This window comes from Sphingomonas sp. DBB INV C78, from assembly GCF_042693015.1.
Taxonomy (GTDB): domain Bacteria; phylum Pseudomonadota; class Alphaproteobacteria; order Sphingomonadales; family Sphingomonadaceae; genus Sphingomonas_E.
Genome location: NZ_CP170544.1, coordinates 2,750,196 through 2,766,791, shown reverse-complemented (window position 1 = coordinate 2,766,791; position 16,596 = coordinate 2,750,196). Strand labels below are relative to the sequence as shown.

Annotated in this window: 13 protein-coding genes; 4 read left to right on the top strand and 9 right to left on the bottom strand. The window is 62.0% G+C overall.

Annotated features, from left to right (window positions below):
- The first annotated feature begins 1 nt into the window (after nucleotide 1).
- Both ACFB49_RS12965 and ACFB49_RS12960 read left to right on the top strand, forming a co-directional pair.
- Nucleotides 2–1,102 (top strand): NAD(P)-dependent alcohol dehydrogenase, encoded by a 1,101-nt coding sequence (locus tag ACFB49_RS12965; RefSeq protein ID WP_380871626.1) that lies wholly within the window; start codon nucleotides 2–4, stop codon nucleotides 1,100–1,102.
- On the top strand, nucleotides 1,099–2,553 hold the full coding sequence (locus tag ACFB49_RS12960; RefSeq protein ID WP_380871624.1) for an aldehyde dehydrogenase: 1,455 nt from the start codon (nucleotides 1,099–1,101) through the stop codon (nucleotides 2,551–2,553). The genes ACFB49_RS12965 and ACFB49_RS12960 overlap by 4 nt, the downstream gene beginning before the upstream one ends.
- 750 nt (nucleotides 2,554–3,303) lie before the next feature.
- Here the strand turns inward: ACFB49_RS12960 and ACFB49_RS12955 are convergent.
- The 5 genes from ACFB49_RS12955 to ACFB49_RS12935 form a co-directional block, all read right to left on the bottom strand.
- On the bottom strand, nucleotides 3,304–3,645 hold the full coding sequence (locus ACFB49_RS12955; RefSeq protein WP_380871623.1) for a 2Fe-2S iron-sulfur cluster-binding protein: 342 nt from the start codon (nucleotides 3,643–3,645) through the stop codon (nucleotides 3,304–3,306).
- 78 nt (nucleotides 3,646–3,723) lie between these two features.
- A complete protein-coding gene (locus ACFB49_RS12950; protein WP_380871622.1) occupies nucleotides 3,724–4,803 on the bottom strand; it encodes a Zn-dependent alcohol dehydrogenase in 1,080 nt (359 codons plus the stop codon).
- Between the two features lie 27 nt (nucleotides 4,804–4,830).
- Nucleotides 4,831–5,214, bottom strand: coding sequence for a VOC family protein (locus tag ACFB49_RS12945; RefSeq protein ID WP_380871621.1), 384 nt, complete (start codon nucleotides 5,212–5,214; stop codon nucleotides 4,831–4,833).
- A 97-nt stretch (nucleotides 5,215–5,311) separates the two neighbouring features.
- A complete protein-coding gene (locus ACFB49_RS12940; protein ID WP_380879956.1) occupies nucleotides 5,312–6,916 on the bottom strand; it encodes an ABC-F family ATP-binding cassette domain-containing protein in 1,605 nt (534 codons plus the stop codon).
- Nucleotides 6,917–7,285: 369 nt separating this feature from the next.
- Nucleotides 7,286–8,221: a DUF2971 domain-containing protein gene (locus tag ACFB49_RS12935; RefSeq protein ID WP_380871620.1), complete on the bottom strand. Its 936-nt coding sequence runs from the start codon at nucleotides 8,219–8,221 to the stop codon at nucleotides 7,286–7,288.
- 670 nt (nucleotides 8,222–8,891) lie between these two features.
- On the opposite strand from ACFB49_RS12935, the gene ACFB49_RS12930 reads away from it, so the two are divergent.
- Together ACFB49_RS12930 and ACFB49_RS12925 are read left to right on the top strand one after the other, a co-directional pair.
- Nucleotides 8,892–9,821: a hypothetical protein gene (locus tag ACFB49_RS12930; RefSeq protein ID WP_380871618.1), complete on the top strand. Its 930-nt coding sequence runs from the start codon at nucleotides 8,892–8,894 to the stop codon at nucleotides 9,819–9,821.
- Nucleotides 9,772–10,386 carry a hypothetical protein gene (locus ACFB49_RS12925; protein ID WP_380871617.1) on the top strand — a complete coding sequence of 205 codons (615 nt, stop codon included), beginning with the start codon at nucleotides 9,772–9,774 and terminating at the stop codon, nucleotides 10,384–10,386. Before ACFB49_RS12930 ends, ACFB49_RS12925 begins: the two co-directional genes overlap by 50 nt.
- A 166-nt stretch (nucleotides 10,387–10,552) precedes the next feature.
- Here the strand turns inward: ACFB49_RS12925 and ACFB49_RS12920 are convergent, their stop codons facing one another.
- The 4 genes from ACFB49_RS12920 to ACFB49_RS12905 all read right to left on the bottom strand — a co-directional run bounded on the left by ACFB49_RS12920 (nucleotide 10,553) and on the right by ACFB49_RS12905 (nucleotide 16,483).
- The gene (locus ACFB49_RS12920) at nucleotides 10,553–11,632 is read right to left on the bottom strand and encodes an alpha/beta hydrolase (RefSeq protein WP_380871616.1); all 1,080 of its coding nucleotides are present in this window, start codon (nucleotides 11,630–11,632) and stop codon (nucleotides 10,553–10,555) included.
- Nucleotides 11,547–14,429: an ATP-binding protein gene (locus ACFB49_RS12915; protein ID WP_380871615.1), complete on the bottom strand. Its 2,883-nt coding sequence runs from the start codon at nucleotides 14,427–14,429 to the stop codon at nucleotides 11,547–11,549. Before ACFB49_RS12915 ends, ACFB49_RS12920 begins: the two co-directional genes overlap by 86 nt.
- A 95-nt stretch (nucleotides 14,430–14,524) precedes the next feature.
- Nucleotides 14,525–15,361 carry an SDR family NAD(P)-dependent oxidoreductase gene (locus ACFB49_RS12910; RefSeq protein ID WP_380871614.1) on the bottom strand — a complete coding sequence of 279 codons (837 nt, stop codon included), beginning with the start codon at nucleotides 15,359–15,361 and terminating at the stop codon, nucleotides 14,525–14,527.
- Nucleotides 15,362–15,373: 12 nt separating this feature from the next.
- Complete coding sequence (locus ACFB49_RS12905) at nucleotides 15,374–16,483, bottom strand: redoxin domain-containing protein (RefSeq protein WP_380871612.1); 1,110 nt, start codon at nucleotides 16,481–16,483, stop codon at nucleotides 15,374–15,376.
- Between the last annotated feature and the right edge of the window lie 113 nt (nucleotides 16,484–16,596).

Here is a 16,596-nt window from a genome sequence, read left to right as displayed (position 1 = left end):
TGTGAGGATCGAAGGAGCAATCGTCCGAAATTCGAATGAGTTCGAGTTTGCCGATCTCGAACTCGATTCACCTCGGTCCGACGAGATACTGGTCCGCATCATGGCTGCAGGGATTTGCCATACGGACGTCGCAATCCTCGAAGGCGATATCCCCTGGCCGCGACCAGCTTTGTTGGGACATGAGGGCGCAGGGATAGTCGCTGCTGTCGGCGCCGATATCGAAGATATTCGGCCTGGCGACCGCGTTGTGCTCTCCTTTGCGTCCTGCGGTACTTGTGAGCAATGTTCGGCCGGCGCGGTTTCCTATTGCATGGATTTTGCGACCCTGAATTTTTCCGGTCGCCGGCGCGATGGGTCGCACAGCTGTCACCTGGATGGCCAGCCAGTTGGGGCGTCCTTTTTCAGCCAATCCTCATTTGCCAGTTATGCGCTCGCGCGGCGAAGCAATGTTGTCAAAGTCTCCAGCGACCTTCCCTTGGCCATGCTGGCGCCTTTGGGCTGTGGTATTCAGACAGGAGCCGGAGCTGTTCTCAATCGACTTCGTCCAGCACCAGGAACCAGTATCGCAGTGTTCGGTCTTGGCGCGGTCGGCCTGTCGGCGATCCTCGCTGCCGCCCTCATCGGCTGTTATCCGATCGTTGCGATAGATCTCCATGACCAACGGCTCGACCTGGCCCGCGAATTGGGAGCGACCCATGTGCTCCGCGGCGATTGCGCGGCCCTGCTTGACGAGCTGCGGTCTATTTCGGGTAACGGGTTCGCCTATGCCGTAGAAGCAACTGGCCTTCCGGGTGTCATGGCGAGCGCCGCCACCTGCTTGCGAAAGACCGGCGAGGTCGTGCTTCTCGGCGTGCCGGCCTCCCGTGAAATCCCGTTTCCCTCATCCATCATGCGAGGCGCGACGATCCACACATGCGTGGAAGGGGACAGCAATCCGCATGAGATGATTCCGCGTCTTATAGATCTTCATCACAGCGGGGACTTCCCGTTTGAGAAGATGATCAAGACGTTCGACTTCACGAACATAAACGCTGCTGTCGAGGCGATGAAGGATGGCAGCGTCATCAAACCGGTTCTGTTGATTGGAGAAGAAGCAGCATGAACGCCTCCGATGTCCGGCTCAAATTTGCAGATAAGCTCTATATCGGTGGCGAATGGGTATCGCCTGCCACGGACCGCCGCTTTCATATCGTACATCCGGGCGTGGCCGATATCCGCCTCAGTGTTCCTGAAGCGCGCGAGGACGATATCGACCGAGCGGTCAGTGCTGCGCGGGCTGCCTTCGATACCGGTCCATGGCCGCGGATGGAGCGCGCGGAGCGTTGCGCATGCTTGCTGCGCTGGGCCGACGCGATCGATAGGCGTGCCGAGGATCTTGCGATTGCCTATACCACCGAAGTCGGGGCAACGATCCACGCAACGCGGCAGAACATGGCTTATATGTCCAGTTTGATCCGTCACGGCGTCAAGCTCGCGGAAGACTATGCCTTCTCCGTGGAAATGCTTGTCCCGGGAGGTCGCGCCTTCGTGACGAAGGAGCCGGTCGGTGTCGTTGCCGCGATCGTGCCCTGGAATTTTCCTGCCCATCTAGGCCTCATAAAAATGGTTCCGGCGCTGATCGTCGGCTGCACCATGGTGATCAAGCCGTCGCCGGAAGCTCCGCTCGATATGATCCTGATGGCGGAATGCGCAGACGAAGCGCAGTTTCCGCCGGGCGTACTTTCGGTCGTACAGGCGGATCGTGACGTCGGTGATCGCCTCGTTCGCGACCCGAGGGTCGACAAGGTCAGCTTCACGGGATCGACAGCGGCCGGCCGCCATATTGGCGCCGTCTGCATGGATCGAGTGGCTCGCGTGAGTCTGGAGCTCGGTGGAAAGTCGCCGGCGATCATACTCGACGACATTTCGCTTGATGCGGTGATCCCTAGACTGGTCCGTATGTCCACCCTGATCTCGGGCCAGGCATGCATGTCGCTCACGCGTGTTTTCGTTTCCCAATCACGTGCGAAGCAGTTTGAAGAAGCGCTCGCCGCTGCTTACACCGCGATCAAGGTCGGCGACCCATTTGATGAGGCGGTGGAGATGGGGCCGCTGATCAATGAGCGCCAGCGCGAGCGCGTTGAAAGCTTTATCACGAGCGGGGTCGCCCAGGGCGCGCAGGTTGCGGCAGGCGGAGGGCGCCCCAAGGGGCTTGATGCCGGTTGCTTTGTCGAGCCCACCGTTTTCACAGGTGTCGGCAACGATATGAAGATCGCCCGCGAGGAGATTTTCGGTCCTGTGATCAGCGTGATCCGGTATCGCGATGAGGCAGAGGCGGTGGCTCTCGCCAATGACACACCTTATGGGCTGAACGCAGCGATTTTCACCGACGACGCTGATCGCTTCGCGGCACTGGCCCCACGCATCCGCGCGGGTACAGTCGCTCAAAACGCCCTCGGTCCCCAGATCAACATGCCTTTCGGCGGCTTCAAACAGTCGGGAATTGGTCGGGAAGGCGGCGTGGAGGCCTTTGAGCTCTACACGGAAGTCAAGGCGATCTATCAGGTGACCTGACGCTTGCGCAGCATCATTCGCTAATTCAGCGTCATATCGGTGGTCCCAAGGGAGAAAGGCACGCTCCCGGCCCTGCATGGTTAAGTCCGCTTGGTCGGACGAGCGGATGCTTTCACACCGCCCTGCTGGCTCATTAGGTTGTGTTTGAGTATGGCCAGAAGATAGCTGAGGGCAAGGACTCATGGCTCGAGACGTTCGGCAGAAAGTAGCAAGCTGAAGGCGTCAGCTTCACCTTGGCTCCCGGCTTCGATGCCTCAGGGCGTCTGCTCTTCATAGAGTATTCCAATTCTCTCGGAAGCTGGGGACGCACACCGCCTCCCCATTGCTGCTGGCGATACGATGCGGTCGCCTACGACGTGGCGGGCGGAAAGGTCGGAACCATCCGAATCCTGAGAGGAGGCGTTCGTCTTGATGAAGCCAGGTGCACCGGCAGGACACTGATCCCGCGGTCTCGAGGGCCGCTTACAGTATGTGCGGCGTGCATGACGGTCTCGGGGAGCAAACCATATCGGTGGCTGGCGGGGCGCTTAGACCGTCGATGTCGCAGACCTCCATGCATCGGGCGCGCGATCACGCTTGGGTGCGGCCTTGTCCGCGAAGCCGTGCGAGGTTCTCCTCGCCTGGCAATGATCTGCTTGTCTGCCCGGGCTATGGAGCGTCACGGCCGGTCAAGGCTGTCGTAAAGGAGGCTGCCTGCCGTGACGATCAGGAATATCGCGTCTCAGGCTGAATGGCGACAAGGACCGGATGTCATGCCGCAGGCTTGTCTTCCGTGAGAAAGCGGGCGCGCCGGCACAAGACCGTCGCACGGCCGGTGGGCTGCGCACAGCAGCCAAAACGGACGCGATTGCCCGACGCTCCGACACGCGCGACTGCGCGGAACAAGGCTTGCTCGGCGGGTGGTTCATCTGCGAAATTCTCTTCGCCCTCGAGTATTTCGAAGCGACAGGCACTGCACTGGGCTGCCCCCCGGCAGATCGTCGGCCAGTGCATCCCGTGCCGGGTAGCGCATTGCATCATTGTCTCGTCCGGCAGGCATGTGAGCGTGACGCCCGCAGGCTCGACCGTGACTCTAATCTCTCCACCGGGCATTTGCTATCCTTGAAACATGGCTGAGGAATAAAGAGGTACCTTAATAAACCGCGAGCGGATTACAAGCCGCTCCGAGGGTCAAAAGCCGATGACTATGCGCGTCGCCGCTCCCGCGGCGAGCCGGCCATAGCCTTCGTTGATCTCCTCGAGGGTGATCACGTCCGATACGAGTTCATCGAGTTTGAGCGCTCCCCGGCGGTACAGTTGCACAAGCCTGGGAATGGCAAGCTGGAATGGCACGCTACCCATCAATGATCCGATGAGCCGGATTTCCCGGAACAGGAGCGATCCAAGCGAAAGGTGCAAATCCTCCTCGGGATTTGCTGCTCCCACCAGGATTGCCGTGCCGCCCTTCGCGAGCAGGCTGCACGCATCATGCAGCGAAGCCGGCGTGCCGACGACATCGAATGCGTAGTCCGCGCCGCCCTCCAGAAGAGCGATGACCTCGGCCGCAACATCCGGCGAACTGACGACCGGGGTGGTAGCGCCAAAAGCCCGCGCCAACTCTAGCTTTGCGGGGTTGGTGTCGACGGCGACTATTTGTGCGGCGCCGCAAATTGCCGCGCTCTGGATGACATTGAGGCCAACGCCGCCGCAACCGATGACGGCCACGCTGCTTCCGGGCCTCACGCGCGCCGCGGAGGTGACGGCACCAAAACCGGTGAGAACCGCACAGCCGAGCAATGCCGCCGATGTCGGGGGAATATCGGAAGGCAGTTTCACCAGCGACCTGTGATGCACGAGCATAGCCTCCGCAAAGCCGCCGAGCAGCGCGAGTTGGTAGAGCGGTGTCCCGTCGCTCGATCGCAGTCGCGGACGCCTTTGCCACTCGGCGCGACCAGGCGGCGCATCGCAGAGGTAATTCCGGCCCATCTGACATTGCACACAGGCGCCGCAGAACAGCGACGCGCAGGTCGCTACCAAGTCGCCGGGCCGTATTCCCGGAACATCCTCGCCAACCGCTTCGACGATTCCTACTGCTTCATGGCCGGCAACGACCGGTAGCGGAACGCGCATCCGCCCCAGCATGACGTGATAGTCGGTGTGGCAAAGTCCGCTGGCCAGAACTCTTAACCGCACTTCATCTTCGTCGGGCCGGTCCAGCACAACCGTTTCGATCTCAAACCGTCCCGGGTGGCGAACGACTGCTGCCTTCATGGTTTCCGCCCTTTTTCTGCTAGTCCGTCAACAGAGCAGGCGATGATAAGCGCAAAGCTTATTTCCTGCCGGATCACGCAGATAGGCAAGGTAGACCTTGTGCCCCGCGATAGCGCGTACCCCCGGTGGATCCTCGCACGATGTGCCGCCCGCCGATGTGCCAGCCTCATGCCAGGCATTGATCGCCTGGGGCCCCTCTGCGAGAAACCCGATCGTGCCGCCATTGGCCGACGTCGCCGGCTGCCCGTTCAGGGGTGTGGTCAATGCGAATATGTTTCCGCCGGCACGGTAGATGATGTGCCCAGCGCCGTCGTGTTGACCGGCTGCTATTCCCAGCGCGCCGAGTATCGCGTCATAGAAGCGGCGCGATCTATCAAGGTCGTCGGCACCGATCATGATGTGGCTAAACATATGAGCCTTTCTATAACGATCACTCTATACCCGTCGCGGTACAAGGGGGCTTCGTTCGCCGATTGGGGAGGTCCGTGCCCCGGCGGTTCGGCCTTGATCAGGAGAGGGCAAATTCTGCGCCTTGCGGCGACAGGCTTATTCTCCGGGTTACACCAAGATTGCCAAGAAAGGCTTCGTCGTGCGTTACCAGGAGAAGTGCGCCGTCATAGGCTGTCAGGCCAGCTTCGACAGCCTGAATTGAGTCGACATCGAGGTGATTTGTGGGTTCATCGAGCACCAGGAGCTGGGGCGGGACAGGACCGCCGAGGACGCAGGCCAAGCCCGCACGCAGCATCTGTCCGCCACTCAATGTGCCTACCTGTTGCAAGGCGGCATCGGCCCTGAATAGGAATCCCGCTAACGTCGATCGGCAGTTCTGTTCATCCGATCCCGGGTTGAGCCGCATGAAATTTTCAAGAATGGACGCGCCGGGCTCGAGGATGCTCACGCGCTGATCCAGCATCGCGACCGGCACGCCAACCGTAACGGTGCCGCTCGACGGCGTCAGCTGACCGGTAACAAGTTTCATGAGCGTCGTCTTTCCAGCACCATTCTCGCCCATGATTGCAAGTCGCTCCGGCCCGATCATCGAGAAACTGAGGTCGCGGATGATGGGCTTGTGAGGCTCATAGCCGGCCGTCACATGGTCTACGCTAAGGACCCTCTGGCCACGCGCCAGCCGTGTAGGCGGGAGGGTTATCGACAGCTCCTGAAGGATCTCTATCCGCGCTTGTGCAGCTGCCACGGCATCCTCGGCGCCAGTGCGCACACGTTCGGCAAGTCTGGCGCTTTGCCCTCCACTTGCTTCAGCTGCATTCTTTCGTGCTCCGAGAAGGATTCGCGGCAGATCACCCCGCGTATTGCGCCGGGCCCCGCTGGCATCCCTGCGTTCCTTGCGGTCCACGGCCACCTGGGCCTTGCGCTTCGCTTCAGCCGCTCGCTTTTCGGCATGGGCTAGCTCATGTTGCGCGGCTTCCAGCTCGATTGTCTTGCGCTCGCGGTAATGGCTCCAGTTGCCGCCGTATCGGGTTGCCCCGAGCGACGTCAGCTCGACGATTGCATCCATCTGCTCGAGGAGTTCCCGATCATGGCTGACTACGATGGCGCCGGCACGCCAGCCCCCGAGCAACCCGAGCACCGCGCTCCTCCCGGCGCGGTCGAGGTTGTTCGTCGGCTCGTCAAGCAGCAGGAAGTCGGGCTCGTTGAATATGGCGGCCGCGAGGCTGGCACGGGTTCGCTGGCCGCCCGACAGGTCTGTCAGCAACGTGCTCGGCTCAGCCTCGAGCCCGACGCGGGCGAGAGATAGCGCAACCCGCTCCTCGATTGTCCAATCCGCCTCGGCAAGCTCCTCGAGTGTCGCCTCGCCGGCTTCGGCCTTTCGCAAGATCAGAAGCGCTCGCTGAATTCCGAACAGGTCGGCGAGTGTCTCATGCGAGGCGATCTGGACGATCTGTCTCAATAAACCGAGCGTGCCGTTGACGATCACACTTCCTGTAGCCGGTTCGATCTGGCCGGCCATGATCTTCAGCAGCGTGGTCTTGCCAACGCCGTTTCGGCCGACCAATCCGACACGCTCCTTGCGAAAACTCAGGTCGAGGTCGGCAAAAAGGCTGCGCCCGTCGGGCGTCGAATAGGTGATATCAGAAAGCGTAACCGACGACATGCGCGAACCCAAGAGCAAATAAGGCACTTAATCGTATCTTTTAAACATGTGTCACACGATGTGCAACGGCCTCAGTCCGTGATTAAATCCGACGCGTCGCACGAGAGAGCGTTGGCCCGTGTTCAATGAGGTTAGCTCTGGCAGCGCGGGTGCGGCGGCCTTTGCACGTGTGCGCGTCGCTCCCCCATCGCAAAATCCCGCTAACACTGGCCAATGCAGGCCGTCGGGACATAACGGGCCTGGTGCGCGCTATCAGACTAAGTCCTGGGGGCGACACCTCTAGAGGATGTGAAAATGCGCGATACATCATTCCTTGCTGCCTGCCACAATGGTCTCGACGCTGTGGCTGCGGGCGGCCGAGGCCTTGGTTCAGACCCCGCCCTCGACCGCGGGAATGTCTTCGCCACCTTCCACTTCGGGAGGCTGTTCCTCATCGTTGGTGGAGAAGACAACATCCTTAAACAGGAGGAACGCCGGTTCGCGCACCCCCACGGCCTCGATCTCGTCGCGGGGCACCGCGCGGCGGCGAAGCTTGAAGCTCTCGTCCTTTGGCCAGATTTGCCAGAGTTTGATCTCGGGATGGTCGGTGAGCAACTTCACGACGGTCGTGATCACCGACACGTCGCATCGCATACCGAAATGGATCGCCGTCATCCGGTAGGGGACGCTCGCGGAACCACTCCGCTCGCGGACGTCACGCCATTCGCGCTCATATTTCCACTCAGCCGACTTGGCATAATAATAGGTTTGCATGACCTGTTCACGCGCTGTGGAATCGTCGCGCATTTTCCATGCCCAGAGGTCGGTCGTGCTGACCGCTCGCGGCGCCTTGTAGTTGACGGGCGCCAAGCGCGGATGGGCTTGTTCGGTGGTGTCATATTCGATGCAGATGCCGCGATGCTCGTCGGCATAATGGCTCCACATGAGAACCGATTTCCAGGTTTCCGACAGGGAGACAACGCCAGCGTTGCCGAGTTCATCGTCGAGCTCGTCCTTGATTTCGCTGGCGAGCATGCGGCTCAGATAAGCTTCGACCTTCGGCTCACTTCGATAGTCGCCATATTCCGTCGACATGTAGCGGAGATAGTTGATCCGCTCTGCTGCCTCGTCGCGTTCATATCGTCGGCTGCGCATCTTGAAGAGGAGCTTCTCGAGCGAGGCCCGCCCGATATCTACCTCGATGGTAGGGTCGCAGTCGAGCGGATCGTTGAAGCTGTTGGGCCTAGAATAATAGATCTCGGCCTCGGTGAGCGCCCGTAACGCCCGGACGCTGAAACCGCGATATTTGTATAGTTTGGCTGGCACGCGCGATTCCCCCTAGGGCGTGCCTATCAGATGCGCTCGCGTGCGACATGGCCAATATCGTGAGTAATGACGATTGGTGGTGCGGCGGTCTCGATAGTCCACGGTGAGAGACCATGAGCCGATCGACGGAAGACCTGCCTCGACCAGGCAATTGACGCCGACAGTGCGCGAGGCATGCCGACCGCCACACATCGATGAGCACCTCGCGGTTTGTCGCGGGGCTGGTTAAACGATGGCTACTTTTGGAAAGCTCAACTCGATGGCTGAACGGACGAAATTGGGGCACGCTGCTGCCGCTTCACTCACAAAGCGGAAATGGCGGGTTCCGGCAAGAGTAGTCGCTTATGCGCAGGTCGGGGAGCGTCTGTAATTGGTCGGGTGCTGCTGATTACACCGTCACCCGCCCTGCCGCAAGGATCGCCGACATAACCGCCGTCCAGAGCTCGATTTCGGCGGCCTAATGGCCGCCCTCTGTTCAGATCGGGAACGTCGGCTGACCGCGTCCCCACCATTCAAGATATGGCTACCCAGACCGGGGTTTTTCCCGATGGCGCGTGCCCCATAGGCAGTTGAAAGTGCTCATCTCGAGGAGGTGAGCGTTGGCCCATGGTCTAACTTTGATAGTGATCGTGACATTGGCCTCACCCTCGCCGGGGGATTAGTCGTGCCTATGCGACGAGAAGCAACCGGTTGGACCCTTGCTGCGCTCGGGATGCTGGCATCGACCGCATCCTATGCCCAAACCGGGCGAGCCGATCTGAGCGACGAGCAGCGCGAGCGCATCGAGCGCGACCTCGGCGAACTCAAGGCGATGAGGCACGAGTTCGATGCGCGCATCGAGGCGCTTGAAGCCGAACTGCACAGTACACCGCCTCCCACTGCGGTTGCAGCCCGTCCGCTGATCGAGCCCGGCGCGACGCCCACCTTCGCCACTCCGCCCGGCCCGATCGAGACGGCGAGCAAGGCAATTGGCGGCGCATATGAGCCCGGCAAAGGCATGGTGCTGGCGCGCGGCGACGAGGGCGAACTGGACTTCAGCGCGTTCAGCTACATGCGCTATCTTAACCAGAATGCACTGGACGATACCTATGTGGACAGCTTCGGCCGCACCAAGGCGCTGGATTTGCGGCAGGATCTCCAGCTCCAGAAGGTCATGCTCTATTTCAAGGGATGGCTCTTCGATCCCAAGTTCCGCTACCTCTTCTATGCCTGGACCTCGAACACCAGCCAGGGCCAGGGCGCCCAGGTCGTGCTCGGTGGCAATATCGGCTATAACTTCAGCGACAATTTAATGCTCTATGCCGGCATCGCCTCGCTGCCGACGACGCGTTCCACCAACCTCACCTTCCCCAACTGGCTGAAGAGCGACAATCGCACCATCGCCGACGATTTCTTCCGCGGTTCGTTCACCACCGGCATCTGGGCCCAGGGGTGCGATCATCGATGGCCTGAACTATCGGGTGATGGTCGGCAACAATCTGAGTCAGTTGGGTGTCGACGCAACCCAGCTCGACGACGGTCTCAACACCTTTTCCGGCGCACTGACCTGGATGCCGACGACCGGCGAATTCGGCCCCGCGCAGGGTTTTGGCGACTATGAAATGCACGCCGACCTCGCGACATTGCTCGCTGTCAGCTTCACGCACAGCCGCGAGGACGCAGAGGCGCAGGCCGGCGTCAACGACTTCGAGAACAGCCAGCTCCGCCTCTCGGACGGAACGCTGCTTTTCTCTCCCGGTGCCTTCAACACAACCGGCCAGATCACACGGGCGACCTATGAGATGCTCGCCCTCAGTGCAGGATTGAAATATCGGGGCTGGACGATCGACGGTGAATATTATTTCCGCTGGCTCGATAATTTCACGACGATCGGGCTCATTCCGGTGGACGAAGTGACCGATCAGGGCTTCCAGCTTCAGCTATCGACGATGGCAATCCCGAAGACGCTGCAACTTTATGCCGCGGGTTCGAAGATTTTTGGCGATTATGGCGATCCCTATGACGTCAGCCTAGGGCTGAACTGGTTCCCATTCGACCGCAAGGAAATCAGGGTGAATGCGCAGGCGATTTATCTCCAGCGGTCGCCGACTGGCAATAACAGCGTGCCCTATACGGTCGGCGGTGACGGATGGGTATTCTCGACAGACTTCATCGTAAGCTTTTAACGCTGACCGCCGCGTATGGCTGGCGTCGCCGCCATAGCTGACATCCAGAGCTCGATTCCTGATGCCTGATAGCTGCCTTCCGTTCAGATTGGGAACAATGACGGGGGGCGGGAGGGGGCCAGAGGCGCAACGCCGTCAGCGTTGTCTGGGGCGGGGCGGCTGCATCTCAGCGGCGCAGAAGACGGGCCAGCCAGGCGTCCCTGGCATCCACGCAGGCGACGGAAATCTCTGCCTCCGGGGCAATGTCGTAGAACCCGTGAAATGCGCCACCCCAGACATGCAGTTCGCATGATCCTCCGGCCGCCCATATGTTCCGCGCAAAGTTCACCGCCTCATCGCGAAACACTTCTTCAGAGCCGACATCGATAAAGGTGGGGGGGAGCTCCGAAAGGTTTGTCGCCCGCGCTGGTGCGGTAGCGGGGTCCACCGTTCGGCCACCCCGCCGATCGCCGAGGATGGCGTCCCAGGCGGTGCGATTGCTGATCCGGTCCCACACGCCAACGCCTTCATAGAGTTTCGTCGAGCCGGTATCATCGCGATCGTCGATCATCGGGCATTGCAGCAATTGGCCGCGCAATCCGGGACCACCGCGATCGCGCGCGAGGAACGTGGTGCCGGCCGCGAGCCCGCCGCCGCCGCTGCCACCGAAGATCACCAGCCAATCCGGATCTATTCCCAGCGATTTCGCCTCGCCCGCCATCCAGCAAAGCCCGGCATAACAATCCTCGACGCCAACGGGTGCGGGATGTTCTGGAGCAAGCCGGTATTCGACGGTGACGCAGACCGCGTCATGCGCGAGCGCCCAATTAACGGCTGGCTGCATTCCGGCGAACCGGTTGCCCATGACCATTCCGCCGCCGTGGATGCAATAGATGCCCGGTCCCCGACCCGCGTGGCCGTGTTTGCGGATCACCGAGACCAGTATTTCTCCCCCGTCAAAACCGGTGATCTGGTGATCAATGCATTCGACCGGCGCGTCGCCGACCAGATCCTGACGCTCTATCGTGCTGAGCGCACGAAAGCGGGGCAGGTCGGCAAGAGTCATTCCCCGCGGCACATATCCCTCGAGCGCCGGCAGGATCGCGGCGAGTTGCTCGTCGTATGAAATCTTTTTCGTCATGGGGCCTTCTACCTGCTGTCGTCCCGTAGGAAACGGTGTGTCAGTCGCGGCGCGAGAGGAGCGACGCGAGCAACTGGTGTGCCCGACGCGTGTCCGGTGTTTCGTCGCCAGACTGGAAACCGGCACAGGCGGATTCAAGCAGGGCCACGGCATCTGCGATCCTGTTGTCGTCGGCAAACTGTGCAGCGAGATCGTTGACCACCTTCAGTTCCCAGGCGCGCGCGCCCTGGTCTCGACTGAGGATCAGTGCCTGCTCCAGGAGCGTAGTGCCCGGTTCCACCTGCGCAGACGAATGTCGTGCAATTTCGGCCTTCAGGCGAAGCAATTCGGGCACCGCGAACCGCTCGCCATTCGCTTCGCAGCTGGCGAGCGTGGCATCGACCAGATGCAGCGCTTCGTCTGGACGCTCGTCGGCCGCGAGGCCGCGGGCGAGCGCTATCGAGAAGGACGTCGTCAACAGTTCGTAGCGCGCCGCGCGCAGTCGGGTGAGGCTTTCCTCGACGGCGGCCAGCGCATCGCCGGTGCGGCCCTGCAGAATCGCCAGCTCACCCCGAAAGCCTGAAGCGGCTGCGATATAGGGGCCGAGCGCATTGGCTTCGGCGCACTCGGCGAAGGCTGAAAGCGCGTCGCCGGCAGCTTCGAAATCCTCCATCCACATATGGACTGCCAGCGCCCAGATCAGCGCTATGCAGTGGGTCACCGGATGATCGAGCGCGGCCGCCTCGCGGACGATCTGTCGGGCCAGGCGGCCGGCCTGCGCGGCGCGACCGGTGAGCCACAGCGTTCGCGCCAGGGCGATGCCGGAGCGATTCCTGTGGTCGAAGCCGTAATGGACCGTCCGGCTGCGGGTGGAGGGCGGACTCTTCTGCAGAGACTGTTCCAGTTGGCGTAGCGCCAGTTTCTGGTCGCCGGCCAGATGGTGCGATATGCCCGACAGCGAACAGGCGACGCCGATCGCCTCGGGTGCACCGATAATTGCTGCGACTTCTAACGCCTGCTCGGCGTGGCGGAGCGCCGTCGAATACTCGCCGATGCGTTCATGGTATATGTGCAGGCGGCCGAGCAGACGCAGCTGGTTCCAACGGTCGTCAAGCGCGGTCGCGATCTCCAGCGCACGGGTTAGCGCTCTGCCCGCCGCCTCGCTGTTGCCACGGGTGAACATGAGCGTGATGCCGAGAGCGGCCTGAAGCTCCAGTTCAAGCTCAGTCCCGCGCTGGGCGTCCTCGATTTCGTCGAGGGCGCGTGTGCTCCAGCTGCGGCACTCGATCAGGTGCGAAAGGTTGAGGAAGACCGGCGCGGTGGCGGCAGCAAGGCGAACGGCAATCTTCCGGTCGCCATTGTCCCCGAAGCACCAATCCAGCGCTCTCCGGATGTTGCCGAGTTGCTGGCGGAGCGGTCTTGTGTCCTCGAGCACGCTCTCATCCTGCTCGACCACACCTTCAAGCTCGCGGAGGAAATAGGCCGCGTGGCGCCGCGCGATCATGTCGTCTTCCGCTGGACCGCGGAAGCTCAGTTTTTCCCGAGCGAAAGCACGAGTCATTTCCAGCAGGCGATAGGTGCCGGTGCGGTGCGACCGGTCGGGAACGATCAGCGACTTCGAGACGAGCTCGTCGAGCGCCGCGACCACGTCATCGGATCCGATCTGTGCATCCGCCACGACCTCCAAAGTCGCGTCGATCGAAAAGGGACCGACGAATACCGAGACGCGCTCGAGCACGATCCGCTCGTTTGCGGACAGCAGGTCATAGCTCCAGTTCAGGGTCGCCTGCAGTGTTTGCTGACGAGGCTGGGCGGTTCGTCGGCCCGACCAACCCAGGCTGAAGCGCTCGCCCAATTGCCGGGCTGTGGCGGCGACGCCATGCGTGGCGGCGCGTACTGCCGCAAGTTCGATCGGGAGCGCCATACCGCCGAGCCGCTGACACATGTTGCCAATGAGTCGGACAGCTTCGTCGTCAATGATCAGCGAGCTGTCGGCGGCAGCCGCGCGTTCGCAAAAGAGCTGCACGGCCGGATAAGCGAGCAGTTCTTCATGCTTGAGCCCGGACAGGTCTTCGGGATAGCCGAGCGCATCCAGACGGAGAACATGCTCGTCCCGCACGCGGAGCGGCTCGCGCGAGGTGGCCACCAGGCGCGCGCCGGCGGCCCCGTCGACGATCTGCTCAACAATACCGGCGACCGGCTCGATGACATGCTCGCAATTGTCGAGGATGAGGAGGAACGGTCGGTCACCGAGATGCCCCAGAATCGCTCCGACTGGATCGCCGCTCTGCACGAATATTCCCATTGCGCCGGCAATCATCGACGGCACCACTGCCGGGTTCTCCAACATGCTGAGGTCGACAAATGCTACTTGATTCTCGAACGTAGCGGCCAGCCGGTGAGCGATCTCGATCGTGAGGGATGTCTTGCCCACACCACCCGCGCCGACGATCGTGAAGAGGGGCGTATCGGCGACGCGCTTCAACAGAAATTCGACATCGCGTTCGCGCCCGATGAGATGCGGCAGCCGTCCGGGCACATTGATGCTGCGCGGGCTGCTCCGCGCCGCTCCATTGGCAGGAGGTGGTGCCATTCCGCTGCCCTGATGCTCAACCGCAGCGACGAATGCGTATCCGACACCGACCTGCGTCGCGATATAGCGTGCTCCGTCGACGCCGTCGCCCAGCAGCTTGCGCAGGCCCGCCATATGGAAGCGCAGGCTGCCATCCTCGACCACCACGTCGGACCAGACGCGCTTGAGCAGCTCGCGTTTGGACAGAACTCTTCCGGGCTGTTCGGTCAGCACCACAAGCAGATCGAAGGACCGTCCGCCGATTTCCAAAGGCTCGCCATTCTTTGTCAGAAGCCGCTTGTCCGGTGACAGGCAGAAGGGGCCGAAGCAGATGCGCTCGCCATGAAGCTGCTTCTCTGGGGTCTCCACCATCTCGCCAATCCAATATCTGGTTGGCTCGATCCATGCCGTGGCCGGCGGCGCATCTCAATCCCGACAAAAGATAATGTTTTCGAATTCTTCGGAGTTCAGGACGGCGCCGGATAGTCGCTGGACCGACTGAGATCACGCCAGCGTGCCAGTTCCTCAAGGCGGGTCCGGTCGCTGCGCTCGATCGCGACAATGGCATCGCTACCGAGCGGCAAGCGCAAGGGAGGCGCCTGCGATCCAACGACGTCCAGGATCGCCCGGGCGCCGCGGCGGGGATCTCCCGGCTGCTTGCCGTCATAGACCCCCTGCATTCTCGCGGCATTGCCGACCACAGCATCATATTCTGCCCGGCCCGCCTCCAGTTTGGTCGAGGATCCGGCGAAGTCGGTCCGGAAGCCACCGGGCTCGATGATCGTCACCCGCACACCGACCAACCTCATCTCCTGCGCCAACACCTCCGAGAAGCCCTCCACGCCCCACTTGGCCGCGGAATAGGGCGCGCGTCCCGGCGCGCCGATACGACCGCCAACCGAGGAGAACTGCACGATATGGCCGCTACCGCGTTCTCGCATATGGGGGATTACGGCCTTGGTCATGATGATCGTGCCGAACAGGTTGGTCTCGATCTGTTGGCGGAAGGAACTGAGCGGCGTATCCTCGACCGAACCGACGTTGCCATAACCGGCGTTGTTTACCAGCACGTCAAGCGTTCCGAACTCGGCGATTGCTCTCGCCACTGCTGCTGCTGCATCCGCCTCGCTCGTGACGTCGAGTCGGGCTGTTGCGAGCTTGCCCGGACGGCCGGCACCCAGGCCGTCGAGCTGGGCGGGGTCGCGCGCTGTCGCCAGCAAATTGTCGCCGGCGTCGAGGATAGCTTCACCGAGGGCGCGTCCGAATCCGCGCGAACTGCCCGTCACAATCCAGGTGCGTGCCATCTCTCCTGCTCCTCAACCGAACGTGAAGACATAAGCGCGGACGCCCGGACGCGAGAATTCGACCTTGACCGTCCGGTCCGCGATCGCCCCCGATTGGCGGACGAGCTGATAGAGCCGGTCCTCCTTCACCTCGCCCCAGCCCGCGGCATCGACATCCAGGCCGTGGCTCGCGCCCGGAGCCCGACCGTCGATCGTCACACGGAAACGGACGGGGCGGCCGTCGGGCGCGCCACCGAGCACCAGATGCGCGTCGCGGGCGTGAAAGCGAAAGCGGACATTGCCGGGTCCGCTGTCCAGCATCGCGAACTCGCGACCTACCTTCCACTTGCCTGTGAGATCCCATTGATTGAGCGTCAGTGCGCCGGCGGAGCCGTAGACGCGGGGGGCATCTGCGTGGAAGCCGCCGGGCGAGGCGAAGTCGACCGCCTTGGCATAGCCGATATAGGCTTCGGGCGAATGGAGGTCCGCCCAGTCGGCCGCGGCCTCGATGCCTTTGCCCCGGATCGGGGACATGGGCACGTTTGAAATGTCTCGGCCTGCTTCGGCCAGCAACTTGCGGATCAGCTGTTCGGCGTCGTCGTAATTGCCCTCGCCAAGCCGATAGCCGCGCACCTTGCCCGTGGCATCGATGAAGTAGAAGCCGGGCCAGCCCTGATTGCCGAAATCACGCCACACCGCATAGCCATTGTCCTGAAGGTTCGGGTAGCGGATCTGGAGTTGGTCCGCCGCAAGCCGGACCTTGGCGGACTCTTTCTCGAAGCCGAATTCGGGCGCGTGCACGCCGATCACTTCCAGCCCCTTGCCGCCATATCGCTCACTCCAGGCACGCAGATAGGGGAGGGCGCGCAGCGAGTTGATGCAGGAATAGGTCCAGAAATTGACGATCAGGACCTTGCCGCGGAGCGACTTCGGGCCATCCGGCAAGGGGGTTAGCCAGGGCCCGGCGCCCTGTAACATGTTGAGCGGCCCATAAGAGGTATCGATGGGCGCGGTGGCGATGGCATCGGTGTTGGGGGCAGGAGTGTGGGCCAGCCCAAGCGCGTCGCCGAAGCAAATTGTGGTCGTGGCTACCGCTGCCACGATTGCGGCCGTGACAAAGCCGAGCGAGCGTCTCCGGGTCATGGTACCTGCCTTCTTCCTGCGGGTGACCGCACATGTAGGGTGCCGCGGCGGCGCTGCCTGTTAGCGCTCGTCATGATCCTGTTAGATTCTGAAAGGGTGTGTTGCAGGTGCAC